This is a genomic window from Pseudomonas sp. RGM2987 (genome assembly GCF_022952855.1).
GTDB lineage: Bacteria > Pseudomonadota > Gammaproteobacteria > Pseudomonadales > Pseudomonadaceae > Aquipseudomonas.
The window spans coordinates 35,434-58,006 of sequence record NZ_JALJDX010000219.1 but is presented as its reverse complement, the minus strand read 5'-3'; the positions used below and the strand labels follow the sequence as shown (position 1 = coordinate 58,006).

General features: G+C 57.9%; 26 protein-coding genes and 1 pseudogene. 19 read left to right on the top strand and 8 right to left on the bottom strand.

Annotated elements, in window-relative coordinates:
* Positions 1-69: 69 nt before the first annotated feature.
* On the bottom strand, positions 70-1,095 hold the full coding sequence (locus tag RGM2987_RS24005) for a LysM domain-containing protein (protein WP_245145342.1): 1,026 nt from the start codon (positions 1,093-1,095) through the stop codon (positions 70-72).
* A gap of 168 nt (positions 1,096-1,263) precedes the next feature.
* Between RGM2987_RS24005 and def the strand changes: the two genes are divergently transcribed.
* From def to RGM2987_RS23980, 5 genes are all read left to right on the top strand, one after another.
* Entirely contained in the window at positions 1,264-1,770 is a 507-nt protein-coding gene (gene def / locus RGM2987_RS24000; protein WP_245145340.1) for a peptide deformylase, read from the top strand.
* Between the two features lie 70 nt (positions 1,771-1,840).
* Entirely contained in the window at positions 1,841-2,800 is a 960-nt protein-coding gene (gene fmt / locus RGM2987_RS23995; protein ID WP_245145337.1) for a methionyl-tRNA formyltransferase, read from the top strand.
* Positions 2,797-4,107, top strand: coding sequence for a 16S rRNA (cytosine(967)-C(5))-methyltransferase RsmB (rsmB, locus tag RGM2987_RS23990; protein ID WP_245145334.1), 1,311 nt, complete (start codon positions 2,797-2,799; stop codon positions 4,105-4,107). The genes fmt and rsmB overlap by 4 nt, the downstream gene beginning before the upstream one ends.
* Positions 4,108-4,131: 24 nt before the next feature.
* A complete protein-coding gene (trkA, locus tag RGM2987_RS23985; protein ID WP_245145331.1) occupies positions 4,132-5,505 on the top strand; it encodes a Trk system potassium transporter TrkA in 1,374 nt (457 codons plus the stop codon).
* A gap of 181 nt (positions 5,506-5,686) precedes the next feature.
* A complete protein-coding gene (locus RGM2987_RS23980) occupies positions 5,687-5,998 on the top strand; it encodes a tetratricopeptide repeat protein (RefSeq protein ID WP_245145323.1) in 312 nt (103 codons plus the stop codon).
* Positions 5,999-6,028: 30 nt separating this feature from the next.
* Here the strand turns inward: RGM2987_RS23980 and RGM2987_RS23975 are convergent, their stop codons facing one another.
* Positions 6,029-6,262, bottom strand: coding sequence for a hypothetical protein (locus RGM2987_RS23975; RefSeq protein ID WP_245145320.1), 234 nt, complete (start codon positions 6,260-6,262; stop codon positions 6,029-6,031).
* A 541-nt stretch (positions 6,263-6,803) separates the two neighbouring features.
* Between RGM2987_RS23975 and RGM2987_RS23970 the strand changes: the two genes are divergently transcribed.
* The 3 genes from RGM2987_RS23970 to RGM2987_RS23960 all read left to right on the top strand — a co-directional run bounded on the left by RGM2987_RS23970 (position 6,804) and on the right by RGM2987_RS23960 (position 8,501).
* Entirely contained in the window at positions 6,804-7,106 is a 303-nt protein-coding gene (locus RGM2987_RS23970; protein ID WP_003177098.1) for a metalloregulator ArsR/SmtB family transcription factor, read from the top strand.
* Positions 7,107-7,170: 64 nt separating this feature from the next.
* Positions 7,171-8,145: a zinc-dependent alcohol dehydrogenase family protein gene (locus RGM2987_RS23965; protein WP_245145318.1), complete on the top strand. Its 975-nt coding sequence runs from the start codon at positions 7,171-7,173 to the stop codon at positions 8,143-8,145.
* Positions 8,146-8,171: 26 nt separating this feature from the next.
* Entirely contained in the window at positions 8,172-8,501 is a 330-nt protein-coding gene (locus tag RGM2987_RS23960) for an antibiotic biosynthesis monooxygenase (protein WP_245145317.1), read from the top strand.
* A 60-nt stretch (positions 8,502-8,561) separates the two neighbouring features.
* Here RGM2987_RS23960 and RGM2987_RS23955 read toward each other — a convergent pair whose 3' ends face one another.
* On the bottom strand, positions 8,562-9,458 hold the full coding sequence (locus tag RGM2987_RS23955) for a LysR family transcriptional regulator (protein ID WP_245145315.1): 897 nt from the start codon (positions 9,456-9,458) through the stop codon (positions 8,562-8,564).
* Positions 9,459-9,681: 223 nt separating this feature from the next.
* On the opposite strand from RGM2987_RS23955, the gene RGM2987_RS23950 reads away from it, so the two are divergent.
* From RGM2987_RS23950 to RGM2987_RS23940, 3 genes are all read left to right on the top strand, one after another.
* Positions 9,682-10,308: a hydrolase gene (locus tag RGM2987_RS23950; RefSeq protein WP_245145312.1), complete on the top strand. Its 627-nt coding sequence runs from the start codon at positions 9,682-9,684 to the stop codon at positions 10,306-10,308.
* Positions 10,309-10,705: 397 nt separating this feature from the next.
* Positions 10,706-10,975 carry a hypothetical protein gene (locus RGM2987_RS23945; protein ID WP_245145310.1) on the top strand — a complete coding sequence of 90 codons (270 nt, stop codon included), beginning with the start codon at positions 10,706-10,708 and terminating at the stop codon, positions 10,973-10,975.
* Positions 10,976-11,146: 171 nt separating this feature from the next.
* Positions 11,147-11,419, top strand: coding sequence for a hypothetical protein (locus RGM2987_RS23940; RefSeq protein ID WP_245145308.1), 273 nt, complete (start codon positions 11,147-11,149; stop codon positions 11,417-11,419).
* 745 nt (positions 11,420-12,164) lie between these two features.
* Here RGM2987_RS23940 and RGM2987_RS23935 read toward each other — a convergent pair.
* Positions 12,165-12,536 (bottom strand): annotated as a pseudogene (locus RGM2987_RS23935) (NYN domain-containing protein); the annotation flags it as partial.
* A gap of 430 nt (positions 12,537-12,966) precedes the next feature.
* On the opposite strand from RGM2987_RS23935, the gene RGM2987_RS27615 reads away from it, so the two are divergent.
* From RGM2987_RS27615 to RGM2987_RS23905, 7 genes are all read left to right on the top strand, one after another.
* Complete coding sequence (locus tag RGM2987_RS27615; protein WP_348529651.1) at positions 12,967-13,392, top strand: hypothetical protein; 426 nt, start codon at positions 12,967-12,969, stop codon at positions 13,390-13,392.
* 79 nt (positions 13,393-13,471) lie between these two features.
* Positions 13,472-14,086, top strand: a complete 615-nt coding sequence (locus RGM2987_RS23930) for an alpha/beta fold hydrolase (RefSeq protein ID WP_245145306.1) — start codon at positions 13,472-13,474, stop codon at positions 14,084-14,086.
* A gap of 96 nt (positions 14,087-14,182) precedes the next feature.
* Entirely contained in the window at positions 14,183-14,590 is a 408-nt protein-coding gene (locus RGM2987_RS23925) for a helix-turn-helix domain-containing protein (RefSeq protein WP_245145303.1), read from the top strand.
* A gap of 296 nt (positions 14,591-14,886) precedes the next feature.
* Complete coding sequence (locus RGM2987_RS23920) at positions 14,887-15,963, top strand: alkene reductase (RefSeq protein WP_245145301.1); 1,077 nt, start codon at positions 14,887-14,889, stop codon at positions 15,961-15,963.
* Between the two features lie 146 nt (positions 15,964-16,109).
* Positions 16,110-17,825, top strand: coding sequence for an alkaline phosphatase D family protein (locus RGM2987_RS23915; RefSeq protein ID WP_245145299.1), 1,716 nt, complete (start codon positions 16,110-16,112; stop codon positions 17,823-17,825).
* A gap of 557 nt (positions 17,826-18,382) precedes the next feature.
* Positions 18,383-18,577 (top strand): hypothetical protein, encoded by a 195-nt coding sequence (locus RGM2987_RS23910; RefSeq protein ID WP_245145296.1) that lies wholly within the window; start codon positions 18,383-18,385, stop codon positions 18,575-18,577.
* A gap of 149 nt (positions 18,578-18,726) precedes the next feature.
* Entirely contained in the window at positions 18,727-19,269 is a 543-nt protein-coding gene (locus RGM2987_RS23905) for an adenylate kinase (protein ID WP_245145293.1), read from the top strand.
* Positions 19,270-19,424: 155 nt separating this feature from the next.
* Here the strand turns inward: RGM2987_RS23905 and RGM2987_RS23900 are convergent, their stop codons facing one another.
* Together RGM2987_RS23900 and RGM2987_RS23895 are read right to left on the bottom strand one after the other, a co-directional pair.
* The gene (locus RGM2987_RS23900; RefSeq protein ID WP_245145290.1) at positions 19,425-19,931 is read right to left on the bottom strand and encodes an HIT family protein; all 507 of its coding nucleotides are present in this window, start codon (positions 19,929-19,931) and stop codon (positions 19,425-19,427) included.
* 257 nt (positions 19,932-20,188) lie between these two features.
* The gene (locus RGM2987_RS23895) at positions 20,189-20,614 is read right to left on the bottom strand and encodes a hypothetical protein (protein WP_245145288.1); all 426 of its coding nucleotides are present in this window, start codon (positions 20,612-20,614) and stop codon (positions 20,189-20,191) included.
* Between the two features lie 303 nt (positions 20,615-20,917).
* On the opposite strand from RGM2987_RS23895, the gene RGM2987_RS23890 reads away from it, so the two are divergent.
* The gene (locus tag RGM2987_RS23890; protein ID WP_245145286.1) at positions 20,918-21,406 is read left to right on the top strand and encodes a bifunctional diaminohydroxyphosphoribosylaminopyrimidine deaminase/5-amino-6-(5-phosphoribosylamino)uracil reductase RibD; all 489 of its coding nucleotides are present in this window, start codon (positions 20,918-20,920) and stop codon (positions 21,404-21,406) included.
* 2 nt (positions 21,407-21,408) lie between these two features.
* On the opposite strand, the gene RGM2987_RS23885 is transcribed toward RGM2987_RS23890, so the two are convergent.
* Positions 21,409-22,008, bottom strand: coding sequence for a histidine phosphatase family protein (locus tag RGM2987_RS23885; RefSeq protein ID WP_245145283.1), 600 nt, complete (start codon positions 22,006-22,008; stop codon positions 21,409-21,411).
* Between the two features lie 144 nt (positions 22,009-22,152).
* The gene (locus RGM2987_RS23880; protein ID WP_245145280.1) at positions 22,153-22,548 is read right to left on the bottom strand and encodes a helix-turn-helix domain-containing protein; all 396 of its coding nucleotides are present in this window, start codon (positions 22,546-22,548) and stop codon (positions 22,153-22,155) included.
* Between the last annotated feature and the right edge of the window lie 25 nt (positions 22,549-22,573).

Genomic DNA, 22,573 nt, shown 5'->3' with positions numbered 1-22,573 from the left:
TGATCGTTATAGGTCCCGCACAAACGGGAATAAGCTGTGGATAACTCTGTTGGTAACTTGTGAGACCCGTTACGGATTACGCACCTTGTCGAGCACCGCCAACGAGCGTGAGGCATAGAGCACCAAGCCATAGCTGAGCTTGTCGTAGGTGCGGAACACCATCAGCAAGCCGGCCCGTTCGTCGGGGATCTTCACCTGCTGGCCGTTGATGCGGTCGCGCACGGTTTCGCCGGTCTTCATCACCGCCAGCACGTTGCCTTCGACCAAGCCATCGCGCCGGCCCTTGTTCACAGTCACCACGTCCAACGCACCGATCTGGGTCACGCCGCGAGGCACGTCGAGAATCAGCCCGTTGATTTCGGTGTTCGGCGCACTGGGCATGAAGGTCGAGTTGATCGAGCGTTCCTCGCCACTGAACAGCCGGTCGCCGAGGCGCACTTCCTGGGTGGTGCGTTGCAGCGCCAGGGTAGTGACATCGCCTTCTGTGGCGATCACCTCGCCACCGCCGATGTCATCGGCGTTGATGCCCAAAAACTCCTTGGTCTCGGGATCGGTGTAGACCTTGCCCTGGCGGAAGATGCCGTAGGCCGACTGGTTGTCATCGAACTTACCGCGAGCAAAGATCCGGTCTCCGGTGCCGCTGAGTACCCGTTCGGCATCGCCGGCAACGATGTACGGCGCCTTGTCGAAGTCTTCGAGTTTGTCGACGATGCGGTTGCTCAGCAGAAAGCTGTTGATCGCTTGCAGCGGAATGCTAGGGATGGCGTCGGCCACCGGCGAACTGCGCACCCGTGGCGACAGCTTGATGGTGCCCCGCGACGCGCCGCGATTGAGGGTCAGGCGCGGCTGGCCGTTGACGTAGACCAGGGTCAGGGTGTCGCCGGGGTAGATCAGGTTGGGGTTTTCGATCTGCGGGTTGGCCTGCCAGAGTTCCGGCCACTTCCAGGGCTCGCGCAGGAATTTGCCGGAAATGTCCCAAAGCGTGTCGCCCGTCACCACCGTGTATTGCTGGGGAAAACCTTCCCGAAGTTGCACTTGCCCGTGCGCGATGCCGGCCGAGGCCAGGAGCAGCAGGGCGAGTAGTGATTTCCTCATGCGGTGAATCCCTTTATTATGTGCGTTCGCGTAAAACGCCAGAGCCCCCGTGGCTCGCTCCGATTCGATCGCTGTGCTTCGAAGCTGTGTTTTACAACGGTAGCCTGCATCCCAAGACACGCCAGGCCAGCCACCCGACTTTACCTCACACGTGCATTTATCAAGCTTATGGCCATTTTGAACATTCTCGAATTTCCGGACCCGCGCCTGCGCACTATCGCCAAACCGGTGGCCGTAGTGGACGACGAAGTGCGTCAGCTGGTCGATGACATGTTTGAAACAATGTATGAAGCGCCGGGCATCGGCCTCGCCGCGACCCAGGTCAACGTGCACAAGCGTATTGTCGTCATGGACCTCTCCGAAGACCGCAGCGAGCCCCGGGTGTTCATCAACCCCGAGTTCGAAACCCTGACCGACGAGATGGACCAATACCAGGAAGGCTGCCTCTCGGTGCCGGGCTTCTACGAAAACGTCGACCGCCCGCAGAAGGTCAAGATCAAGGCCCTGGACCGCGACGGCCAGCCCTACGAGCTGATCGCCGAAGGCCTGCTGGCGGTGTGCATCCAGCACGAGTGTGACCACCTCAACGGCAAGTTATTCGTCGATTACCTGTCGACCCTCAAGCGTGACCGGATCAAGAAAAAACTGGAAAAGATTCATCGCCAGAATGCTTGATGCCCCCCTTCAAAGGCTTGCCGCGGCAAGCCTTTTTCTTTTTGCGACTGCTTTGAACTGAGAGCCTCCCATGACTGAGCCACTGCGCATCGTCTTTGCCGGCACCCCCGAATTTGCCGCCGAACACCTCAAGGCCCTGCTGGCCAGCCCCCATGAGATCGTCGCGGTCTACACCCAGCCGGATCGCCCGGCCGGTCGCGGGCAAAAACTGATGCCCAGCCCGGTCAAGCAGCTGGCCGTGGAAAATGCCATCCAGGTGTTGCAGCCGCCGACCCTGCGCGACGCTCAAGCCCAGGCCGAACTGGCCGCGCTGAAGCCGGACTTGATGGTGGTGGTCGCCTACGGCCTGATCCTGCCGCAAGTGGTGCTGGACATCCCGCGCCTGGGTTGCATCAACAGCCACGCCTCGCTGCTGCCGCGCTGGCGCGGTGCGGCGCCGATCCAGCGCGCCGTGGAAGCGGGCGATGCCGAAAGCGGCGTGACCGTGATGCGCATGGAAGCCGGCCTGGACACCGGGCCGATGCTGCTGAAAGTCAGTACGCCCATCAGCGCCGAAGACACCGGCGGCAGCCTGCACAATCGCCTCGCACTCATCGGCCCGCCGGCCGTGGTCCAGGCCATTGCTGGCCTCGCCGCCGGAACGTTGGCGGGCGAAGTGCAGGACGACAGCCTCGCCACCTACGCCCACAAATTGAACAAGGACGAGGCGCGGATCGACTGGAGCCGCCCGGCCATCGAACTGGAACGCCTGGTGCGCGCCTTCAACCCGTGGCCGATCTGCCACAGCACCTTGAACGGCGAAGCCCTGAAAGTGCTGGCGGCCAGTCTGACCGAAGGGCAGGGCGCACCGGGGGAAATCCTCGGCGCCAGCAAGGACGGCCTCGTCGTCGCCTGTGGCGAGCAGGCGCTGTGCCTGACCCGCCTGCAATTGCCTGGCGGCAAGGCGCTGAACTTCAGCGATCTGTTCAACAGCCGCCGTGAGAAATTTGCCCTCGGCACCGTGCTCGGCCAAGCGGCGGACGCCTCATGAATCCGCGTCTGGCCGCCGCCAAGGCCCTGGCCGCTGTCCTCAGCGGCAAAGCCTCGCTCAACAGTTCCCTGCCGACCCAGTTGGACAAGGTCGAAGACCGTGATCGCGGTTTCACCCAGGACCTGGCGTTCGGCACCGCCCGCTGGCAGCCTCGCTTGTCGGCGCTGGCGGCGAAGCTGCTGCAAAAGCCTTTCAAGGCCGCAGATGCCGATGTCGAAGCGCTGCTGCTGGTGGGGCTGTATCAATTGCTCTACAGCCGCGTTCCCGCCCACGCCGCCATCGGTGAAACCGTGGGCTGCGCCGACAAACTGAAAAAGCCCTGGGCCAAAGCCCTGCTCAACGCCGTGCTGCGCCGCGCCCAACGGGAAAGCGAAAGCCTGCTGACCGAGCTTGAGCACGATCCGGTGGTGCGCACCGCCCACCCACGCTGGTTGCAGAAATCCCTGAAAGCCTTCTGGCCCGAGCAGTGGGAAGCCATCTGCGCGGCAAACAACGCTCATCCGCCGATGATCCTGCGGGTCAACCGTCGCCACCATAGCCGCGATGCCTACCTGGCGTTGCTGGGCGAGGCGGGCGTCCCGGCGATCCCGTGCCAGTACAGCCGCGATGGCATTGTCCTGGAAACCCCCGCTGACGTGCGCACCCTGCCGGGGTTTGCCGAAGGCTGGATCAGCGTTCAGGACGAAGCCGCGCAACTGGCCGCCGACCTGCTGGAACTGGCGCCGGGCCAACGGGTGCTCGACGCCTGCTGCGCGCCGGGCGGCAAGACCTGCCACATCCTCGAAGTCGAGCCGAAGCTGGCTGGCGTGGTGGCCGTGGACCTGGAAGCCAAGCGTCTGGTGCGGGTCAAGGAAAACCTCGAACGCCTGGGCCTCGACGCCGAGCTGATCGCCGCCGATGGCCGCGACACCGCGAGCTGGTGGGACGGCAAGCCGTTCCAGCGGATCCTGCTAGACGCGCCATGCTCGGCCACCGGGGTGATCCGCCGTCACCCGGACATCAAGCTTACCCGCCAGCCGGACGATATCGCCGCACTGGCGGTGTTGCAGGGCGAACTGCTCGATGCCCTGTGGCCGACCCTCGACGTTGGCGGGATGTTGCTCTATGCCACCTGCTCGACGCTGCCGACCGAGAACACCAAAGTGATCGAAGCGTTCCTCGCCCGCACCCCCGGCGCCCGCGAGCTGGACATCGCCACCCAGGCCGGCCTCAAGCAGCCCCACGGTCGCCAGTTGCTGGCCCAGGAAGGCGGCCACGACGGCTTCTACTACGCCAAGCTGATCAAGATCGCCGCCGCACGCGGTTAAGACCGATTCGAAAGGAGTGAGCGGATGAAAATCATCATCCTCGGCGCAGGGCAGGTCGGCGGGTCGCTGGCGGAACATCTGGCCAGCGAGGCCAACGACATCACCGTGGTCGACACCGACGGCGAGCGCCTGCGCAACCTCGGTGATCGCCTGGACATCCGCACGGTGCAAGGGCGTGGTTCGTTGCCGACCGTGCTGCGTCAGGCTGGCGCCGACGATGCCGACATGCTGGTGGCCGTGACCAATAGCGACGAAACCAACATGGTCGCCTGTCAGGTCGCGCACACCTTGTTCCACACCCCGACCAAAATCGCCCGCGTCCGCGAAGCGGCCTACCTGACCCGCAACGATCTGTTCGACAACGAAGCGATCCCGGTGGACGTGCTGATCAGCCCCGAACAGGTGGTGACCAACTACATCAAGCGCCTGATCGAGCACCCGGGCGCGTTGCAGGTGATCGACTTCGCCGAGGGCAAGGCGCAACTGGTGGCGGTCAAGGCGTACTACGGCGGGCCGTTGGTCGGCCAGCAACTGCGCCAACTGCGCGAACACATGCCGAATGTCGAGACCCGCGTCGCGGCGATTTTCCGCCGGGACCGGCCGATCCTGCCCCAGGGCGACACGGTGATCGAAGCGGACGATGAGGTGTTTTTCATCGCCGCCAAGGCGAATATTCGCGCGGTGATGAGCGAAATGCGCCGCCTCGACGAGAACTACAAGCGCATCGTCATCGCCGGCGGCGGGCAGATCGGCGAGCGCCTGGCCGAAGCCATCGAAAGCCGCTATCAGGTCAAGATCATCGAGATGAGCCCGGCGCGCTGCCGCTACCTCTCCGACACCCTCGACAGCACCGTGGTCCTGCAAGGCAGCGCCTCGGACCGGGACCTGCTGCTGGAAGAAAACATCGCCGACGCCGACATCTTCCTGGCCCTGACCAACGACGACGAAGCCAACATCATGTCGTCGCTGCTGGCCAAGCGCCTGGGGGCGAAGAAGGTCATGACCATCATCAACAACCCGGCCTACGTCGACCTGATCCAGGGCGGCGACATCGACATCGCCATCAGCCCGCAACTGGCAACCATCGGCACCTTGCTCGCCCACGTACGGCGCGGCGACATCGTCAGCGTCCACTCCCTGCGCCGCGGCGCGGCCGAAGCCATTGAAGCGATCGCCCACGGTGATGCCAAGTCCAGCAAAGTGATCGGCAAGGCCATCCGTGACATCGGCCTGCCGCCAGGCACCACCATCGGCGCGATCATCCGCGACGAAGAAGTGCTGATCGCCCATGACGACACCAAGATCCAGACGGGCGACCATGTGATCCTGTTCCTGGTGGACAAAAAACATATTCGCGATGTCGAGAAGCTGTTTCATGTGGGGTTGAGTTTTTTCTGATCCAGAGTATGCGGTGCTTGATCGATTGCTTTCGCGAGCAAGCCCGCTCCCACAATGGATCTGCACTGCTCACAATTGCCGTGAACAACCCCGATCCCCCTGTGGGAGCGGGCTTGCTCGCGAAAGCGGTCAACCCCCAACAGATCAATCACTGACACACCCCAAATAGGACTCAGCCCCCATGCTCGAATCCCTCGAAAAAATGCTAGCCAAGGGCATCGACAACCCCCTGCTACGCTTCGGCCTGGGCAAAGGCTACCTCGACCTCGGCGACTTTCCCCGCGCCGCCGAACACCTGCAACGCTGCATCGAACTCGACCCCAAATACTCCGCCGCCTGGAAACTCCTGGGCAAGGCCCACCAAGGCCAAGGCAACCTCCCGGCCGCCCGCCATGCCTGGGAACAAGGCCTGCAAGCCGCCCAAGCCCACGGCGACAAACAAGCCGAAAAGGAAATGACCGTGTTCCTTAAAAAACTGGACCGCCATTCCTAAAGCCGCAGCAACTCGAACTCCCTTCCCAGTTCATTTCTCATACATCCTTCGGCTGGAAAACATCCCCGATCCCGCCGCTACCGCTGCGATTGCAAAAATGCCGACATCGATGCTGCCAATGAACGGTGGCAAAACAAACAGCACAACAAAACCCAAGCAAACCAGGGTCAGGCCGAGCCGTACCCTGAGTACATAACGCCTCACACAAAGATGTAGCAGCACAATCCCCAGGCCGGCCAGCAGATATTGGGTAGTTACACTCATGGCCTATAGCACCTCAGGACTGGATGATCATAGAGCTCTACCAGCAGCCGGGTGACATCGAAGTGCGCCGCTTTGGCGTCCTGAAAATACAGCGTGCCGAGCCTGCCACGGTCACTTGGCATGACGGTGAAACGAGTGATGCAGAAATAATGCCGTGATGGGCGGTGAACTGGTGCCTGCTGAACTCCATGTATCGCGTCCTTACGAATCCGTAAGGCCTGGAGTTTTCAACAAGACTGAAAACCTGCGTAGAAGCCAGTTGCGGTTTTTTGTCACCTCAAGTTTCAATAATCGCCTTCGGTTCAAGCTTCCTACAGACGACTCGCAAATACCTTCAAAAAAACACCCGTGGCGAGGGAGCTTGCTCCCGCTTGAGTGCAAAGCACTCACAAAAACCCACCAAGCCCCTAATGCCAGCACATTGCCCCCTGTGGCGAGGGGATTCATCCCCGCTGGGCTGCGAAGCGGCCCCAGAGCCCCTAGCCAAGAGTCGTTCAAATCTGCGTATTGACATATCGCAAAATCTCGATATCCTCGCCGCATGGACCTACTCGAAATATTCAAAGCCCTCTCAAACCCGACACGTCTCCAAATCCTGAAAGGTTTGAAGGATCCGGCAAAGAACTTCCCCCCGCAGGATGAGGGTGACGTTCACACGGTCGGCGTCTGCGTCAGCAGTATCCAGGAAGGTATCGGCCTGTCGCAGTCAACGGTGTCCGGTTATCTGGCGACGCTGCAACGGGTGGGCCTGGTGGAAGTCCGGCGCATTGGTCAGTGGACTTACTACAAACGCAATGAAGCAACCATCAGTGCGCTCGCCGAGATCATCGGGAAAGACCTGTAGCATTTTTTTACCGCAGTATATCGGGATATCTCGATATCCCTTTTTCTAGATGCGAGGATTTACCATGAAAGCGATGATGCTTAAATCATTCGGCGGTCCTGAATCGTTCGAACTGCGCGACGTGCCCAAGCCCGTGCCACAAGCAGGACAGGTCCTGGTGCGGGTGTATGCCACTTCCATCAACCCGCTGGATTACCAGGTTCGACGCGGCGACTATCCCGACCTGGTGCCACTGCCGGCCATCACCGGCCACGACGTCTCCGGCGTGGTCGAAGCCGTTGGGCCTGGCGTGACCACCTTCAAGCCAGGAGACGAAGTCTGGTACACCCCGCAGATATTTGAAGGGGCAGGCAGCTATGCCGAGTACCACGTCGCGGCCGAAAGCATTGTCGGGAAAAAGCCGCCCGAGCTGAGCCATCTTGAGGCCGCCAGCCTGACCCTGGTGGGCGGGACGGTGTGGGAAGCACTGGTGGTGCGCGCGGCCCTCAGGGTCGGGGAGAGCATCCTTGTCCACGGCGGCGCCGGAGGCGTCGGGCATGTCGCGATCCAAGTGGCGAAAGCGATGGGTGCCAGGGTGTTCACCACCGTGCGCGAAGCCAACGCTGACTTCGCCCGAAGCTTGGGTGCCGACGTGATCGTCGATTACGAGAAAGAAGATTATGTCGACGCCATCCTTCGGGAAACCGCTGACCACGGCGTGGATGTCGTGTTCGACACCATCGGCGGCAACACCCTGTCACGCAGTCCCGACGTGCTCGCCCAACTGGGCCGCGTCGTCTCGATCGTCGACATCGCCCAGCCACAAAACCTGGTCCAGGCCTGGGGCAAGAACGCGAGCTATCACTTCGTGTTCACCCGGCAAAACCGCGGCAAGCTCGACGAGTTGAGCGCACTGATCGCCCGCGGTCAGCTGCGCCCCCACGTCGGCGCCGTCTATTCGCTGGCCGACATTCCCCTGGCCCATGCCCGACTGGAAAGCCCTAACAACGGCCTGCGAGGCAAAATCGCGATTGCCGTCGAGCCTTCCCTCATTCCGTAACTGCCCAGACAATTCAGAGGTGCATCATGGTTTATGAAATCGCTGTGCTCCCCGTTCACAAAGAACGCATCGAAACGTTCCGAAGTGCATTTGCCGAAGTCGCCCCATTGCTCACCCGCGCCAAGGGCTACGGCGGCCACATGCTGGCGCAAGGGATCGAAACCCCCGAGCAATTCAACCTGATCGTGCGATGGCAATCACTGGAGGACCACACCCCGGGCTTCGAAGCGAGTGAAGACCATCGGCTGTTCATGCTGGGGTTGGAGGAATATTTTTCCGAGGAGCCGAAGGTCTACCATGTCGAGGGCGCGGCTTTTGAGACCAGCGCGAGCACCGCAGGAGCCTCGTGGCCTTAAAGCAAACACCCCGTGGCGAGGGCGCTTGCTCCCGCTTGGGTGCGAAGCGCCCACAAAAAGTCATATGGAAACCGGCTTTGCGAAGTGCGGAGACTGCCCGAACGACTCAATCAAGAGTTCTGCGAGCGCATGGATCTTCCGAGCCGGATGCTGCCCCGGTGGGCGGACGACATAAGCCCCTGCCGGAGGCGGTGGGTACCGGGTCATGATGGGCACCAGCGCCCCCGACTTCAGGCCTTCATAGGTCAGGCAATCCGGCAGATAGGCAACCCCCAACCCGGCGATGGCGGCGGCGACCAGCGCGACGCCGTTGTCAGCCTTGAAGCGTCCGTGCGGACGAACCGTCACCCCTTTGTCGCCATCCATGAACTGCCAGGATTCGGTGCCCTGCATGAGCGCCTCGTGTGCCGACAATTCTTCAGGCGATTCAGGCGCGCCATGGGCCTCTATATAACCGGGGCTGGCGACGAGCTTGGTATAAATCGGGCCGATCCCCCTGGCAATCAGGTTCGAGTCCGGCAGATAGCCCACGCGTATCGCGCAATCAAAACCTTCGGCAATCAGATCGACGAAGCGATCGCTGTAGCAGGTCTGGATATGCAGCAAGGGATGGCGGCGAGCCATTTGCGCCAGCATCGGTGCAAAGTGAGTCGGTCCAAAAGACAGCGGGGCGGCAATGCGTAACCGACCGCGAAGGGGCCCTGCCGGCAGCAGCGTTTCCTTTGCCATGTCGATCTCGGCGCAGACCCTGGCCGCATGCTCGCGAAAAGCGGTTCCAGCCTCGGTAAGGGCGGCCCCGCGCGTCGTTCGCGCGAGCAACTGGATACCCAGCTCCGCCTCCAGCCGCACCAGCCTACGGCTGACGATCGATTTGGATACGCCCAGCCGCAGGGCCGCCGGCGAAATACCCCCGGCATCGGCGACCTCTACAAAGGTTTGCAGCGCTTCGATATCCAACTCAGCGTTCCCCATTCTGCGACACAGAAACCCTCGGGATGCTACTACTGAGTCGAGTAGCGCAACAGCACAATCCTGCTTCCTGGCGACGTCGCCGTAGAGGCCGCGTCGTCCGGAAAGTGAGCACCCTCAACGCAGTGACGACTTCAGCGGGCTCGCCCTCCATCAAGCGAGCCCTCGAACCGTCCCACGCGCAAACGACAACTAGAAGCAGGAGCAGCACATGACAAGCGAGGCAATCCGCAACCCTTTGACCGACCACCTCTTGTCGCCTGAAAACTCGGCGCTGATCATCATCGACTACCAGCCCATCCAAGTGTCGTCGATCCGCTCGATGCCCCGTGACGAACTGGTGTTCAACATCACGAGCGTGGCCAAGGCGGCCATCAACTACAACCTTCCGATTATTCATTCAACGGTCAACGTCGCTACCGGTCGCAATAAACCGCCGATCCAGGAGCTGCAGAACGTCCTGGGTCATCTTCCCACCTACGACCGAACCTCGATCAACAGTTGGGAAGACGCCGAGTTCAAACAGGCAGTCAAAGCCACCGGCCGCCGCAAGCTGATCATGACCGCACTCTGGACTGAGGCGTGCCTGACCTTTCCGGTACTTGATGCCATACAGGCGGGTTATGAAGTCTACGTGCCGGTCGACGCCGTCGGCGGCACCTCCGTTGCCGCACACGAGGCCGCGTTACGGCGCATCGAGCAAGCGGGGGCCAAACTGATCAGCCGCGTGCAGATGTATTGCGAACTTCAGCGCGACTGGGCGCGAGAAGCGACTGTTGCGGGGTTTATGGGCGTGTTTGAAAACGCTGATGGTTTCAATGCTGAAAAGACCCAGTAAGCATCAATCAAGAGATCTCTAACCAATGAAGTGAGAAGGGGTGAGGCCTCTGAAACAGGTCTCACCTTTTTCATGCCCAACAACTCAAACCCCGTGGCGAGGGAGCTTGCTCCCGCTTGAGTGCGAAGCGCTCACAAAAATCCATCAAACGCCGCCTCCCTTGTGGCGAGGGGATTCATCCCCGCTGGGCTGCGAAGCAGACCTAATACAGTCAATACGATCTGTCTGATTCGAGGAAGTCAGGATCCAGAATCAATTCACACCCCAGCGGTATGTCGTTCGCTAAATCCCATCGCCTGGATGGCTGTGTTCGACCAAAAGCGGCTCTTAATTTCCTGTTCATCTATCGACCAAGCGTGAGAAATTACCAGTCCCTAAACCCCTCAAGGTAGGGTTCATGACTCCCAACCTCGCAGTGTCGGATCTTTTAGGTCCATGGAATGACGGCGACGATACAGGGCTGATGCAGCGCTGCAAAGCCGCAGGGGACACCCCCCTGAAGAATTTGAGTGATCTCATGGTTGCTACTTTTCTTACGCAGAATATCGCGCCTGAACATCTGCTCATCGAAGCAAAGCGCCGTATGAAAGAGCAGCAACGAGATGGCACTGAGTACTTCGAAGGTCAGCTTCTCGAGGCGATAGAGCGTGTGCAATCCAGATTGTAATCCCTCGCCGGGACCTGCGTTTCACATGGTCTCCCGCGAATGGCGATTAGCTGACGAAACCTGTAATGTCCGACGTACCCGGCAAGGAAGGGCAACCAATTGGCGCGATTTTCAATCTACAGCGGACCGTTTCTGGTGGGCTATTCAGCCCTAGAGGATGGAGATCCCCCAATGGGCGTTGCTTTCGGTCAATTCGTCCCAGCCGATGGGTACCAGGCTATCCAGCAAGAGTGCCGCGCCAATCACCTTGATCAATCGGCTCTAGCGCTTTGTGTTCAAACCGAAGCGGGCTTGGTCATTCCATGTGCTGGCATTGGCATTCTGGATTACTCGGAAGAGCTTCTGCCCGATTTGATCGAGATAAGCATTCTTGGCATTCCTCATCCTTTTTACGAAGAGTTATTTCCTGAAAAGGTCGCAAGATATAAGCGCCATTTTGACTAGGCGGATCAACTGAGGGCCAGCAGAAACCAGATCGTCGCCCCTGACCCCCTCACAAAACCGCAACCCCAACTCCGTGGCGAGGAAGCTTGCTCCTGCTTGAGTGCGTAGCACTCATAAAAAACACCACTTCCCCAATGTCCCGACCGAAGCGGTCGGTCGGCTGCTGGCGAATAGATAGTCTCCTGCTAACCTTTTATGTAGTCGGGGGTCATCGGCGCCCAGTCGCGTCCTCGATAGGTTTACCGTTGCGGCAACAAGAAACGCGACATGACATGGCGTCTAATGAGCGAGAGGGGGTAAGACCAACGCCATGAAATTTCGATGCCCTGGCTGTGGTTATATCGTAGACAGCCTTCCGCCGACCCATAAGTGTCCCAAATGCGACGGGTTTTCCCACGATTGGTTGATCTATGATTGGGAGAGCTTTGCTTCAATCAAACGCCGTCATATTAAGTACGACCTTTTAATAATAGGCATGATTCTTATTAATCTACTTGCGGGGATTACCCTAGGGTCAGCAAATGCATTTCAGTGGTTAGCCAACTTATTAATTATCCCAGCCATCATCAGTTTGTTTTGTTGTCGAAGGCAGCTTGAAAGAAAGGCGGAATACGAAGGGCATAAAGGTGGGACTGTATATCCTTGGTTCGTCGGTATAGGGGATATCTAATGCGGCCGCTAATTCCAGTAGGGCTCCCCGCAAGGGAAGTGTCATGCTCTGCACCCCGGTTGTCAGTCAGCGATGCTACAAGCCAGGCTGCCGATGCCGGGCATAAAGTATTGAACCTCCCACGCCCGACGCTCCCCTGGATTGCAGCTCGAACGTATCCGGCTGCCCTTGATCAACTCACTGAGCTTTTTATAGCCATTGGGTACGCGGGTCGAACTCAGGTCTCAATTTGCTGATGTTGGTGCCTAGCGCGCCCAAGTGGGCCCAGCCATCTTCATAGACCGTCAAACCTTCTTCTCGTAACCGCGAAGCGAGGCGGGTGAAGTCACTGTCGCTCGAAACCAGGCAGAAACCGTCAAAGCGTCGGGTGTACAGCAGGTCCATTGCATCGATGATCAAGGCGCTGTCTGTAGCGTTCTTACCCTTGGTGTACGCGAACTGTTGGATAGTGGCGGCGGGTGCGGTTGGCTGCGTTGCCGCCGGTCAGACCCGCTTGTTGGGGTTTGATTTAGGGTTGCTGTCGGTTTTTGCCGTGGCGATTGGGATCGGGTTGTTCATGAGGCGGCGGCGGTTTGAGTCGTTTGGCTAAAGGAAAGCCGGCAGATTGGGCCCCGTGGCGAGGGAGCTTGCTCCCGCTTGAGTGCGAAGCACTCACAAAAATCTATCAAGCGCCGCCTCCCTTGTGGCGAGGGGATTTATCCCCGCTGGGCTGCGAAGTAGCCCCATAAAGACGACATCCGCTGATCTGCTGAAACCCTTAATTCGCTTCCGGAACTTTTCCTCAGGGCGATGTCAATTTGATGGCGTTACGAGACGCTCTTTGCAACAGGATCAACCAGCGCCGGGCTGTTTCCTGGCAAGCCCAAGGAAGTGTGAAATGAAAGTGATTCTTGCGATGTTGTTGATGTTCAGCGGTTATGCGTTTGCCGGTTGCAACAGCATCAATGACCATGACCAGCGCGCCTATTGTGCCGCCAAGGAGAGTGGCAGCGGTTGCAACAGCATCAATGATCACGACTTGCATGCGCAGTGCAGCGCAGAGGTGGAGAGAGGTTCTTGCAACAGCATCAATGATCATGACCAGCGAGCCTATTGCGAAGCCAAGCAGAGTGGCGGCAGCTGTACCAGCATCAATGATCATGACTTGCGTGCGCAGTGCAGCGCAGAGGTGGGAGGTGGTTCTTGCTACAGCATCGATGATCACGATCAGCGAGCCTATTGCGAAGCCAAGCAGAGCGGCGGCAGCTGTACCAGCATCAACGATCTTAATTTGCGCGGCCAATGTGAGTCTGAAAAGCGTTGAGTCGGCGTTTCGAGCCTGGCGGTATTCACATTCGCCCTCCTGCCAACTCTCGATCTCCCATGTTCAAGGACCGAACCCAATGCCCCCATCCCCCACCAAACTCCTCTTCCTCCCCGGCGCCTCAGGCAACACCCAATTCTGGCACCCAGTCGCCGAACGCCTGACCCACCCAGCGCAGCAACGCCATATCGGCTGGCCCGGCTTTGGCGACACGCCGCCCGCGCGTGACATCACCGGCATGCAAAGTCTGGCAACCCGCGTGTTGGCCGAGATCGACCGGCCCACCGCCTTGGTGGCGCAATCCATGGGCGGTATCGTCGCGGTGCTGGCGGCGCTTGAACGGCCGGAGCTGATCACCCACCTGACGCTGACCGTCACCTCCGGCGGGGTGGATATGTCCGACTTGGACGCACAGGACTGGCGCCCGGAATTTGCCGCCGCCAACCCTACACTGCCGAGGTGGTTTCTCGACGACCGCACCGACCTCACACTGCGGCTGGCCGAGTTGCGCCTGCCGGTCCTGCTGCTGTGGGGCGATGCGGATCCGATCAGCCCCGTTCGCGTTGGTCAGCGTCTTGCTCAACGGTTGCCCCACGCGCAGTTGCATGTTTTCCCTGGCGCCGATCACAGCCTGGGTTTTACTCACGCAGATGAGGTGGCGAGGTTGATCGACAGGCATCTGGCCGGTGGCTGAGCGGTAATAGAACTGTCCCGGTTCCTCGCGATATATTCCGGATACTAGCGGCGAATTAAAAACCTACGGTCGCTTGGTACTTCAGAGGAAACCGCAATGCTCGAAATCGAACCCCAATGCTTTTCATCGGCATGCCCCAGCCGCGCGCTCTTCGAGCAGATCTCTGACAAGTGGTCGATGATGGTTTTAGTCGTCCTGGACGATGGCCCGCAGCGTTTCAATGCAATCAGGCGCAGGCTGGAGGGCGTTACCCAGAAGGCTTTGACACAGTGCTTACGCCGCCTCGAGCGCAATGGCCTGGTGTCGCGCCAGGTGATATCGCTCTCGCCAGTGGCGGTGCAATACCAGATCACAGCGCTTGGCCGCACGTTGCAACAGCCCCTGAGTCAACTTCATGAATGGACACTTGTAAAACTGTCCGAAGTTGAAACCGCCAGGGAAATATTCGATCAGGCCAAAGACCTTTCAGAGCTTGCAATCGCGTCGTTTTCCCAGCCTGGTTGATCGGATCGGACGCAAGTAACCCAGCCATATTTTGATCCGCTGAACGACAGGCATTGCACCTGTCATTTGTGTGATATCCGTCTGGAAACCAGGTTTCCTCAGACCTACCAACGCGACTCAAGGTGCCTGATTGACGCTAGATTTATTCGGTATACCGTGATCGCGTCAGCACCTCGGTGCGCCCATCAACATTCCAGTTAACTACTTACGGATTCGCGTAACGGGTCGCCATGTGCGTCGCGGATGCTGCTGGGTGGACATTCGATTGAAGATCATCGTTAGCCAAAGAGAATCTCATGAGCCATTCAAAACTATTAACGCCCGTCGGCAATGCCCAACTGGCCTTCAAAAACCGTGTGTTCATGGCGCCTATGACCCGAGGGCGCTCGAAAGACCGAATCGCCGATGAACTCACCGCAACTTATTACGCACAGCGAGCATCCGCTGGCCTGATCTTCTCGGAAGGAACCCAGATCAGCGCCCAAGCCATTGGCTGGACTAACACGCCCGGTATCCATACATCGGAGCAAGTTGCTGGATGGAAGAAGGTCACCCAAGCCGTCCATGAAGCGGGTGGTTTGATCTTCGCCCAGCTGTGGCACACCGGCCGCGCCTCCCACCCCGACTTCCACAATGGCGAATTACCTGTCGCGCCATCGGCCGTCCCGTTCAACAGCCAAGCCTTCACTGACGAGGGGATCAAGCCGTCCGTTGTGCCACGGGCACTGACCCTCGACGAAATCCAAGCCACCCTGGCAGATTACGAAACCGCCGCCCGCGCCGCCAAAGCGGCGGGGTTTGACGGCGTCGAAGTCCACGGTGCTAACGGTTACTTACCGGCTCAGTTCCTGGAAGACGGATCCAACAAACGAACCGACGCTTATGGCGGCACCATTGAAAAGCGCGCCCGTTTCCTGTTGGAAGCCACGGACGCTGCTATCAAAGTATTCGGGCCAGAGCGAGTCTCTGTAAGGCTCTCACCGCGTATTCCTTACAACGACATGGGCGATTCCACGCTTGAGCAAACCTACATGTTTGTCGTCGAAGCGTTGGAAAAAAAGAAAGTGGGCATCCTGCACTTCATGGAGCCGCCGGCATTACCTGAGGGCCTGAAACTGTTGGCACCTGAAGCAAGAAAACGCTTCACGGGCCTGTTTGTGGTGAATGTCGGCTACGACCAGAAAACAGCGGAACAGGCTCTGGAGAGCGGCTTGGCGGATGCGGTGACCTTTGGCAGCCTTTTCATCAGCAACCCCGATCTGCCGGAGCGGTTCAAGGTTGGCGCACCGCTGGCGCCTGCCGATCAAAGTACCTATTACAGTGGTAGCGAGCAGGGGTATATCGATTACCCAGCGTTGTCCGCTCAAATGTAATCGGCGTCATCTGTAGAGCTGGGGACGGATTTAGAAAATAAATCCGCTCCTTCATTTCGATAGATACATTTTCCACTTATCGAGGCACCCGGAAAAATTAGACCACTACACTTTGCGCACGCCTGGCTGATAAGGATGACTGCCAAATGAGCACTCTTCGCGCGCCCGCACTTGGCCCCATCGTGGGACACACCAGCGATGGTTCGTGCCGACTCTGGATGGCTGCCTCGGATTGCCTCGATAAGAAAGACCTCGATGAAGAGGTCCGTTCCATTGGTGTACTAGGCGTCGTCGGAAAAAACGGCAAGGTGAAGCCGGGCGATATTTTCTATTTCCGCCTACCCCGCGAATACGACCGTACCGGCACGTTGAATCTCGGCGTAGACAAGTCCCTATGGAAGGATGCGGCAGAGGAAAAGAAACTGCAGCCTTACAAGCTCCAGCCCGCCACCACGTACACCGTCCGCATGGCGTCGCTGAATCTGGATGATGCGTATCCGAATGACAGCAACGTGTCCAGCGAGGAGATTGCATCCAAGCTCCCGCCCGCGTCTGTATGGGCGGACAAGTTGAATCTCGAAAACGGCTTGGGCGAGGCGTTCGCAGAGGCCTCCTTCAGCACGCAGCCGGCGCCAGGACAAGCCGCGGCCTCACTCAGTTTTCTGCTCGGCTCGTGCCGTTATCCGGGGCTGTTATGGAAACGCAAGGAGGCTGACCGCATCTTTCGCCCCATGCTCGAGCAGCACGAGGCGAGGCCGGTAAACATGGCGCTCATGGTCGGAGACCAGATTTACGCAGACATGTTTAACCGCATGGTTCCCATCGGTCTCGCGGACACCTACGAGGAATTTCAGGAGCGCTATCACAGTGCATTCGGGTCGCGGAACATGCGCAAGCTTTTGAGTCGCGTGCCCACCTACATGATTCTGGACGACCACGAAATCGAGGACAACTGGTCGCAGGATCGCCTGCACCAGAGCAGCGCCAAAAGGATGCTCTTCAACCTGGCCATTGGCGCCTACATGAGCTACCAGTGGAGTCACGGACCGCGTTTTACCGACAGCTACGTACATGATCCTGCCTACGGGGCGGCAAGTTCTCTCAAGCGCATGGCCACGTTAAACCTGTACTACGACTTTGTTTGCGCTGGCTACCCGTTCTTTGTCCTCGACACGCGTACCCAACGTTTTCACTCCGACCTGCCGGGGCTGGCTGACAATCACCTGATGGGCCGGCCAGCCCTGGATCCTAACGAGCCGAGCCAGCTGGATCGAGTCTGCGCGTGGCTGACACATATGCAGCAAACACGCGGAAACGTGCCGAAGTTCGTTGTATCTTCCAGCGTCTTCCTGCCAAACGGCGTGGACACCTTGCTCAGCGATCAGCACAAGGAGAAGGATGACTCATGGCCGTGTTTTCCCACTACACGCCGACGGGTTCTGAAAACGATCGTGGAAGAGCAAGTGCAGAACGTGATCTTCCTCTCGGGCGACATCCATTGTTCCAGCGTGGCGCAACTGGAATTCTCTGCGCCCGCCGCGCAGCTCAAAGCCTACTCCATCGTTTCCTCTGCGTTTTACTGGCCGTTTTCCTTTGCGGATGGCGCCCCATCGAGCTACGTCCACGATTCACGGGCGGTGAATACCGAGGATGGCTTCGAGATCAGCGCTACTCTGGGCACCCTGCACTACAAGGCGTGGGGCTTTACACAGGATGACAATTTTTGCCGGATCGAAGTGAGCCCGGCGACAGCGGAACTGGCCGTGCAAGCCTTCGACGAAGATGGAAATCCGATTGCACGAAGCCATGGGGACGGCGCCATACGTGCGGTGCCGGAGAAACTGGAGCTGGCGCCTTGGTGACGTGGGTCCTGCTAACCTTTTTCTGTAGTCGAGCTCATCGTCGCCCAGCCGCGTTTCCCCCCGATAGGTTGATCGGTTGTCGCGACAAGAAACGCGACATGACATGGCATCTAATGAGAGAGTGGTAGGAATAGCGCCATGAAATTTCGATGCCCTGGCTGTGGTTATATCGTCGACAGCCTTCCGCCGACCCATAAGTGTCCCAGATGCGACGAATTTTCCCATGATTGGTTGATCTATGATTGGGAGAGCTTTGCTTCAATCAAGCGCCGACATATTAAGTACGATCTTTTAATAATTGGCATGGTTCTAATTAATCTGCTTGCGGGGATCACCCTAGGATCAACAGATGCGTTTCAATGGTTGGCCAACTTATTAATTATCCCAGCCATCATCAGCTTGTTTTACTGTCGAAGGCAGCTTGAAAGGAAATCGGAATATGAGGGGCATAAAGGTGGGGCTGTATTTCCTTGGTTTATCGGAATAGGAGGGATCTAATATGGCAACGAGCATACGAACATTAGAGCTAAAACATCCAAGAAGACGTCAGGGTCAAAATGGATCTCATCGCTGATGTTTTGCTCAATCTGTTGGCCCACCGGATTGGCGTTTTCGTGCTTCGCCTGCTGAGCGGCGGCCGTTTCAAGGGAGAGAGCGGTTTTGCTTGGGGTTGGGCAGTCCTTGTCGGTGGCTTGGTGATGTTCTCACCTTTCATATGTTTAATCGCCTTGCTGTTCTATGCCAGTGGCTGAGGGGATGACTGCTATAGAGGGGCGCTGAATCTCAACGGACCGCTACCGACCAGAAGCGGTCATTTAAAGCCCGGAAAAACAAGTAAGGCTCAGACGAGTTTGAGCTACCTTACCGGCCTCGAACCGACTTGTATTCATGGAGGAAAAAATTGCGGATTTACATTACCGGAGCCTCGTGTGCGGGTGTGACCACCTTGGGTCAACATCTCGCAGCGCAGCTCGATGTACGACATGTCGATGTCGATGATTATTTCTGGATGCCCACGAACCCTCCTTTTACGACCAAACGCCCACCCAGTAAGCGCGTGTCGATGATCCAGCAAAAGTCTGGTGATGACGATTGGGTGCTGACCGGTTCCTGTATGGTCTGGGGCGATGCACTACTGGCTCAAGTCGATCTGATCGTGTTCGTTGTGACGCCAACACCCGTTCGCCTCGAACGGCTGGCCGCGCGTGAAAATGCACGCTTTGGTGATCGTATAGCCGTCGGAGGTGACATGTATGAAATACATGTGGCGTTCAGGGAATGGGCTTCGCAGTACGACAATCCGGATTTTTCAGGGCGTAATCGGGCGTGGCACGAGCAGTGGCTGTCAAGGCAAACGGCACCGGTCTTGCAAATTGATGGGACAGACAGTACTGAAAAAATGGTTGCGGAAGTCACACAGAACGTCGCGCAACTATCACGGTAGTTCTCAACTGAGGGTGAGACTTCGGATTAGCGCTGCGACAATTCTTGTCCGCTTTTGACCGTGAGCGGCCTATCACTTTCGCTCCTTTCGCGGGTTTCATCGCCTTGCTGATCTATACCAGGGGGTGAGCGCTACCGACCCATAGCAGTCGCACCTTATTGTCGTTGCTCAGCAAGACTTTGATCACGCAACTCCCTGCGCAGTACGTTGATGGTTTGGTCGATGGAGGGGCCTTGTACCACCGGAGGATCAGGACGCTCGCAAAACTCTCGCCATACAAACAGGGTCAGCTCCGCACCGTCAGTTTTACGCACGGTATCGAGCGAGCCAAACGCCTGGAGCGACCTGTACCTGTCGTCTTGCCAGAACAGAGTCTCGATCCAAGGGTAAATCGGGATGAAGTGGAAATGGATGGAGTATCCCGCATCATGACCAAAACGGCTGATGTACAGGCGTTGTGGATGCAGGTGCGTTTCGATGGCCTGCTGGATTCTTGCCTGAAGCGTTCCTAACTCTACCAGCGCTTGCGCCGGAAGCGCGGCCAACGAGTTTGTCATCTCCCTTGCACTGAGCATCAGATAGCCAGGCAACGCACTGTCCATGCGGTGGTTCACAACCCAGTGCGTTGATTCATAAATGATGAAGCGAGGCGGTATGTTCATATGACGGCCTTGAAGAGTGATCGAAGCAGGGTATCACTCGTGCCTTGAGCAAGTGTCAGCTCGTAGCCGTGAAAGGCCCGTCACCATCAACGGCTCTCGTTCCGATGTGGTCTTACGGCCTCTCCGCTGTTCCCGTTTTTTCCACAATCGACACAAGGCGATCAGTCGCAACGAGCGGTAATAGGGCTGCCTGTCGATACGATCACGCGAAGACGCTCTTTTACCGCTCACTCCAGTGCGTTCGGCGAGCTCGTCAATCAGCGTTTCATGGCATCACACTCGTTGCGCAAGTCGCTATTGCTGATGGAGCCACAACTTTCCCCCTTCGTCTTGGCATAGCAATATTGACGTTGGTCGCTGTCGCTGATGCTACCGCAGCTCTCGCCCTTGGTTTCCGCATAGCAAGTATTACGCAGGTCACTGTCGCTGATAGAGCCACAGCTTTCCCCCTTCGTCTTGGCATAGCAATATTGGCGTTGGTCGCTGTCGCTGATGCTACCGCAGCTCTCGCCCTTGGTTTCCGCATAGCAGGTATTACGCAGGTCACTGTCGCTGATAGAGCCACAGCTTTCCCCCTTCGTCTTGGCATAGCAATAATTGCGTTGATCGCTGTCGCTGATGCTGCCGCAACCAGCATAAGCGTATCCACTTAACATCATTAACACTGCAATGATGACCTTCATCTTCCTCTCCGTTGATTGCTAGGATGGCCCTGGCGTTTATTGATCCAAGTTAATTAGCGGCACAAAAGCTATCATCTTGACATCATTCTATGGATAAGTTCCCTGAGCAAAGATGAGGGCGCGGTTCACCTACCTGCGTTCAACCGCAACCCTTTTGCTTGACGGCCACCCCATGCGCAGTTGCATGTTCTTCCTGGCGCCGATCACAGCCTGGGCTTTACTCATGCTGATGAGGTTGCGAGGTTGATCGACAGGCATTTGGCCTGCGGATAAGCAGCATGCTTGACGCATGAGCGTATGAACATGAGTGCTACAGCGAATATGGCTAAACCACCCTCCAATACCGACTTTATGCAGCTTGCTCTTGCCCAAGGGCGCTTAGCCTTACCTGAGTGCCTTCCAAACCCGCCAGTAGGTTGCGTGCTGGTTAAGGACAACGTGGTGATCAGCCAGGGTTATACCCAGGCGCCTGGGCTCCATCACGCGGAAGCGATGGCGCTAAGCCAATTAAAAAATGACTGCTCCGGGGTGACTGCTTTTGTCACGCTTGAGCCGTGCTCTTTTCATGGCCGAACTCCGTCATGCGCTTTGGCACTGATAAATAGCGGTGTTGAGAGAGTTTTTGTAGCGCTACTTGATCCCGATCCGAGAAATTCGGGAGCGGGAATAAGAATGCTGCGAGATGCAGGCATTACAGTCGTTGTCGGCTTATTGGCGGAAAAAGCTGCTGAGGATCTGACTGATTTTTTGGTCTGCGGGGCAGGCGGATCGGCGGACTGCAACGATCAGTAAAATCACGCTATAGGTAGAGAGAGTCTCAAAGTTTCAAGATCTCGTGCGGGCATCTCGAAGCTTTGCAAAAACAACATGCTACCGTTTGAGAGCTGCCATTCGTAGAAGTCTGAAAAGTCCCCTTTGGCCAGTGCTCTTACTACTTTCGCAACGAAGCCGTGCGCTACAAGCAAAACAGTTTTGGAACGGTACTTCGATTCCAGCTCAGCCAAACCGTCTCGCACTCGTTTCACAACGTCAGAGATCGACTCACCATCGGTTGGCCCAGCATCCCAAAGTCGAGTGATGTTCTGCGACCACAGTTGCGGATAGCGCTCCTTGGCATCTGCCTGGGTCAACCCCTCGAAAACACCGACATCCCTCTCTCTGAAACAGTCAATTATTTCAGGCGATAGCTTCAGGCTTTCGTTCAAAATATTCGCTGTTTGTACTGCTCTAAGGCGCGGCGAAACGACAAGTACATCGAGGCTTGGGGGCAATTGCTGGCAAAGCGTTTGAGCTTGTTGGCAACTCAGCGCAGTAAGCTGTGGATCAAGCGATCCAAGGTATCGCTGTTCGGCATTAGCCCACGTTTCACCATGCCGTACGACGTATAAATGCATGAAATCCATCTCAGCGGATAGGTAGCAGTTCTAGCGATTGCCGGACTGCGCCGTCCAAGTTTGTGGGCCGAGAAATCGAACCCGGTACAGAACGCAGGGACAGATTACATAAATTCGTCCACTTTCTCCCAATCACCCTCCACCTCACCCCAACCTACCCCGCCGCACCGCCATAATCTGCGGAATCTTCTCCTCAATCCAATTCACCATCACCTCAAGATGCTCCGCCGCCTCCCGCCCCAACGGCGTCAAGCGGTACTCCACATGCGGTGGCACCACCGGCAGCGATTTGCGGTTGACCAAGCCATCCGCTTCCAGCTCCTGCAACGTCTGCGACAGCATCTTCTCACTGACCCCGCCGATCTTGCGGCGCAGCTCGCTGAAGCGGTGCATCCCGCCCAGCAGCATGACCAGCACCAGCACGCCCCAGCGGCTGGTCATGTGCTTGAGCACCTCCCGAGAAGGACAGTCGGCGCTCTGGACGTCGCCGCGTCGGACAGCGGCGCTAAACGGTTCGGAAATTTCGGTGGTGGTGTCCACGGTACTTACCTTTATGTACGTACTT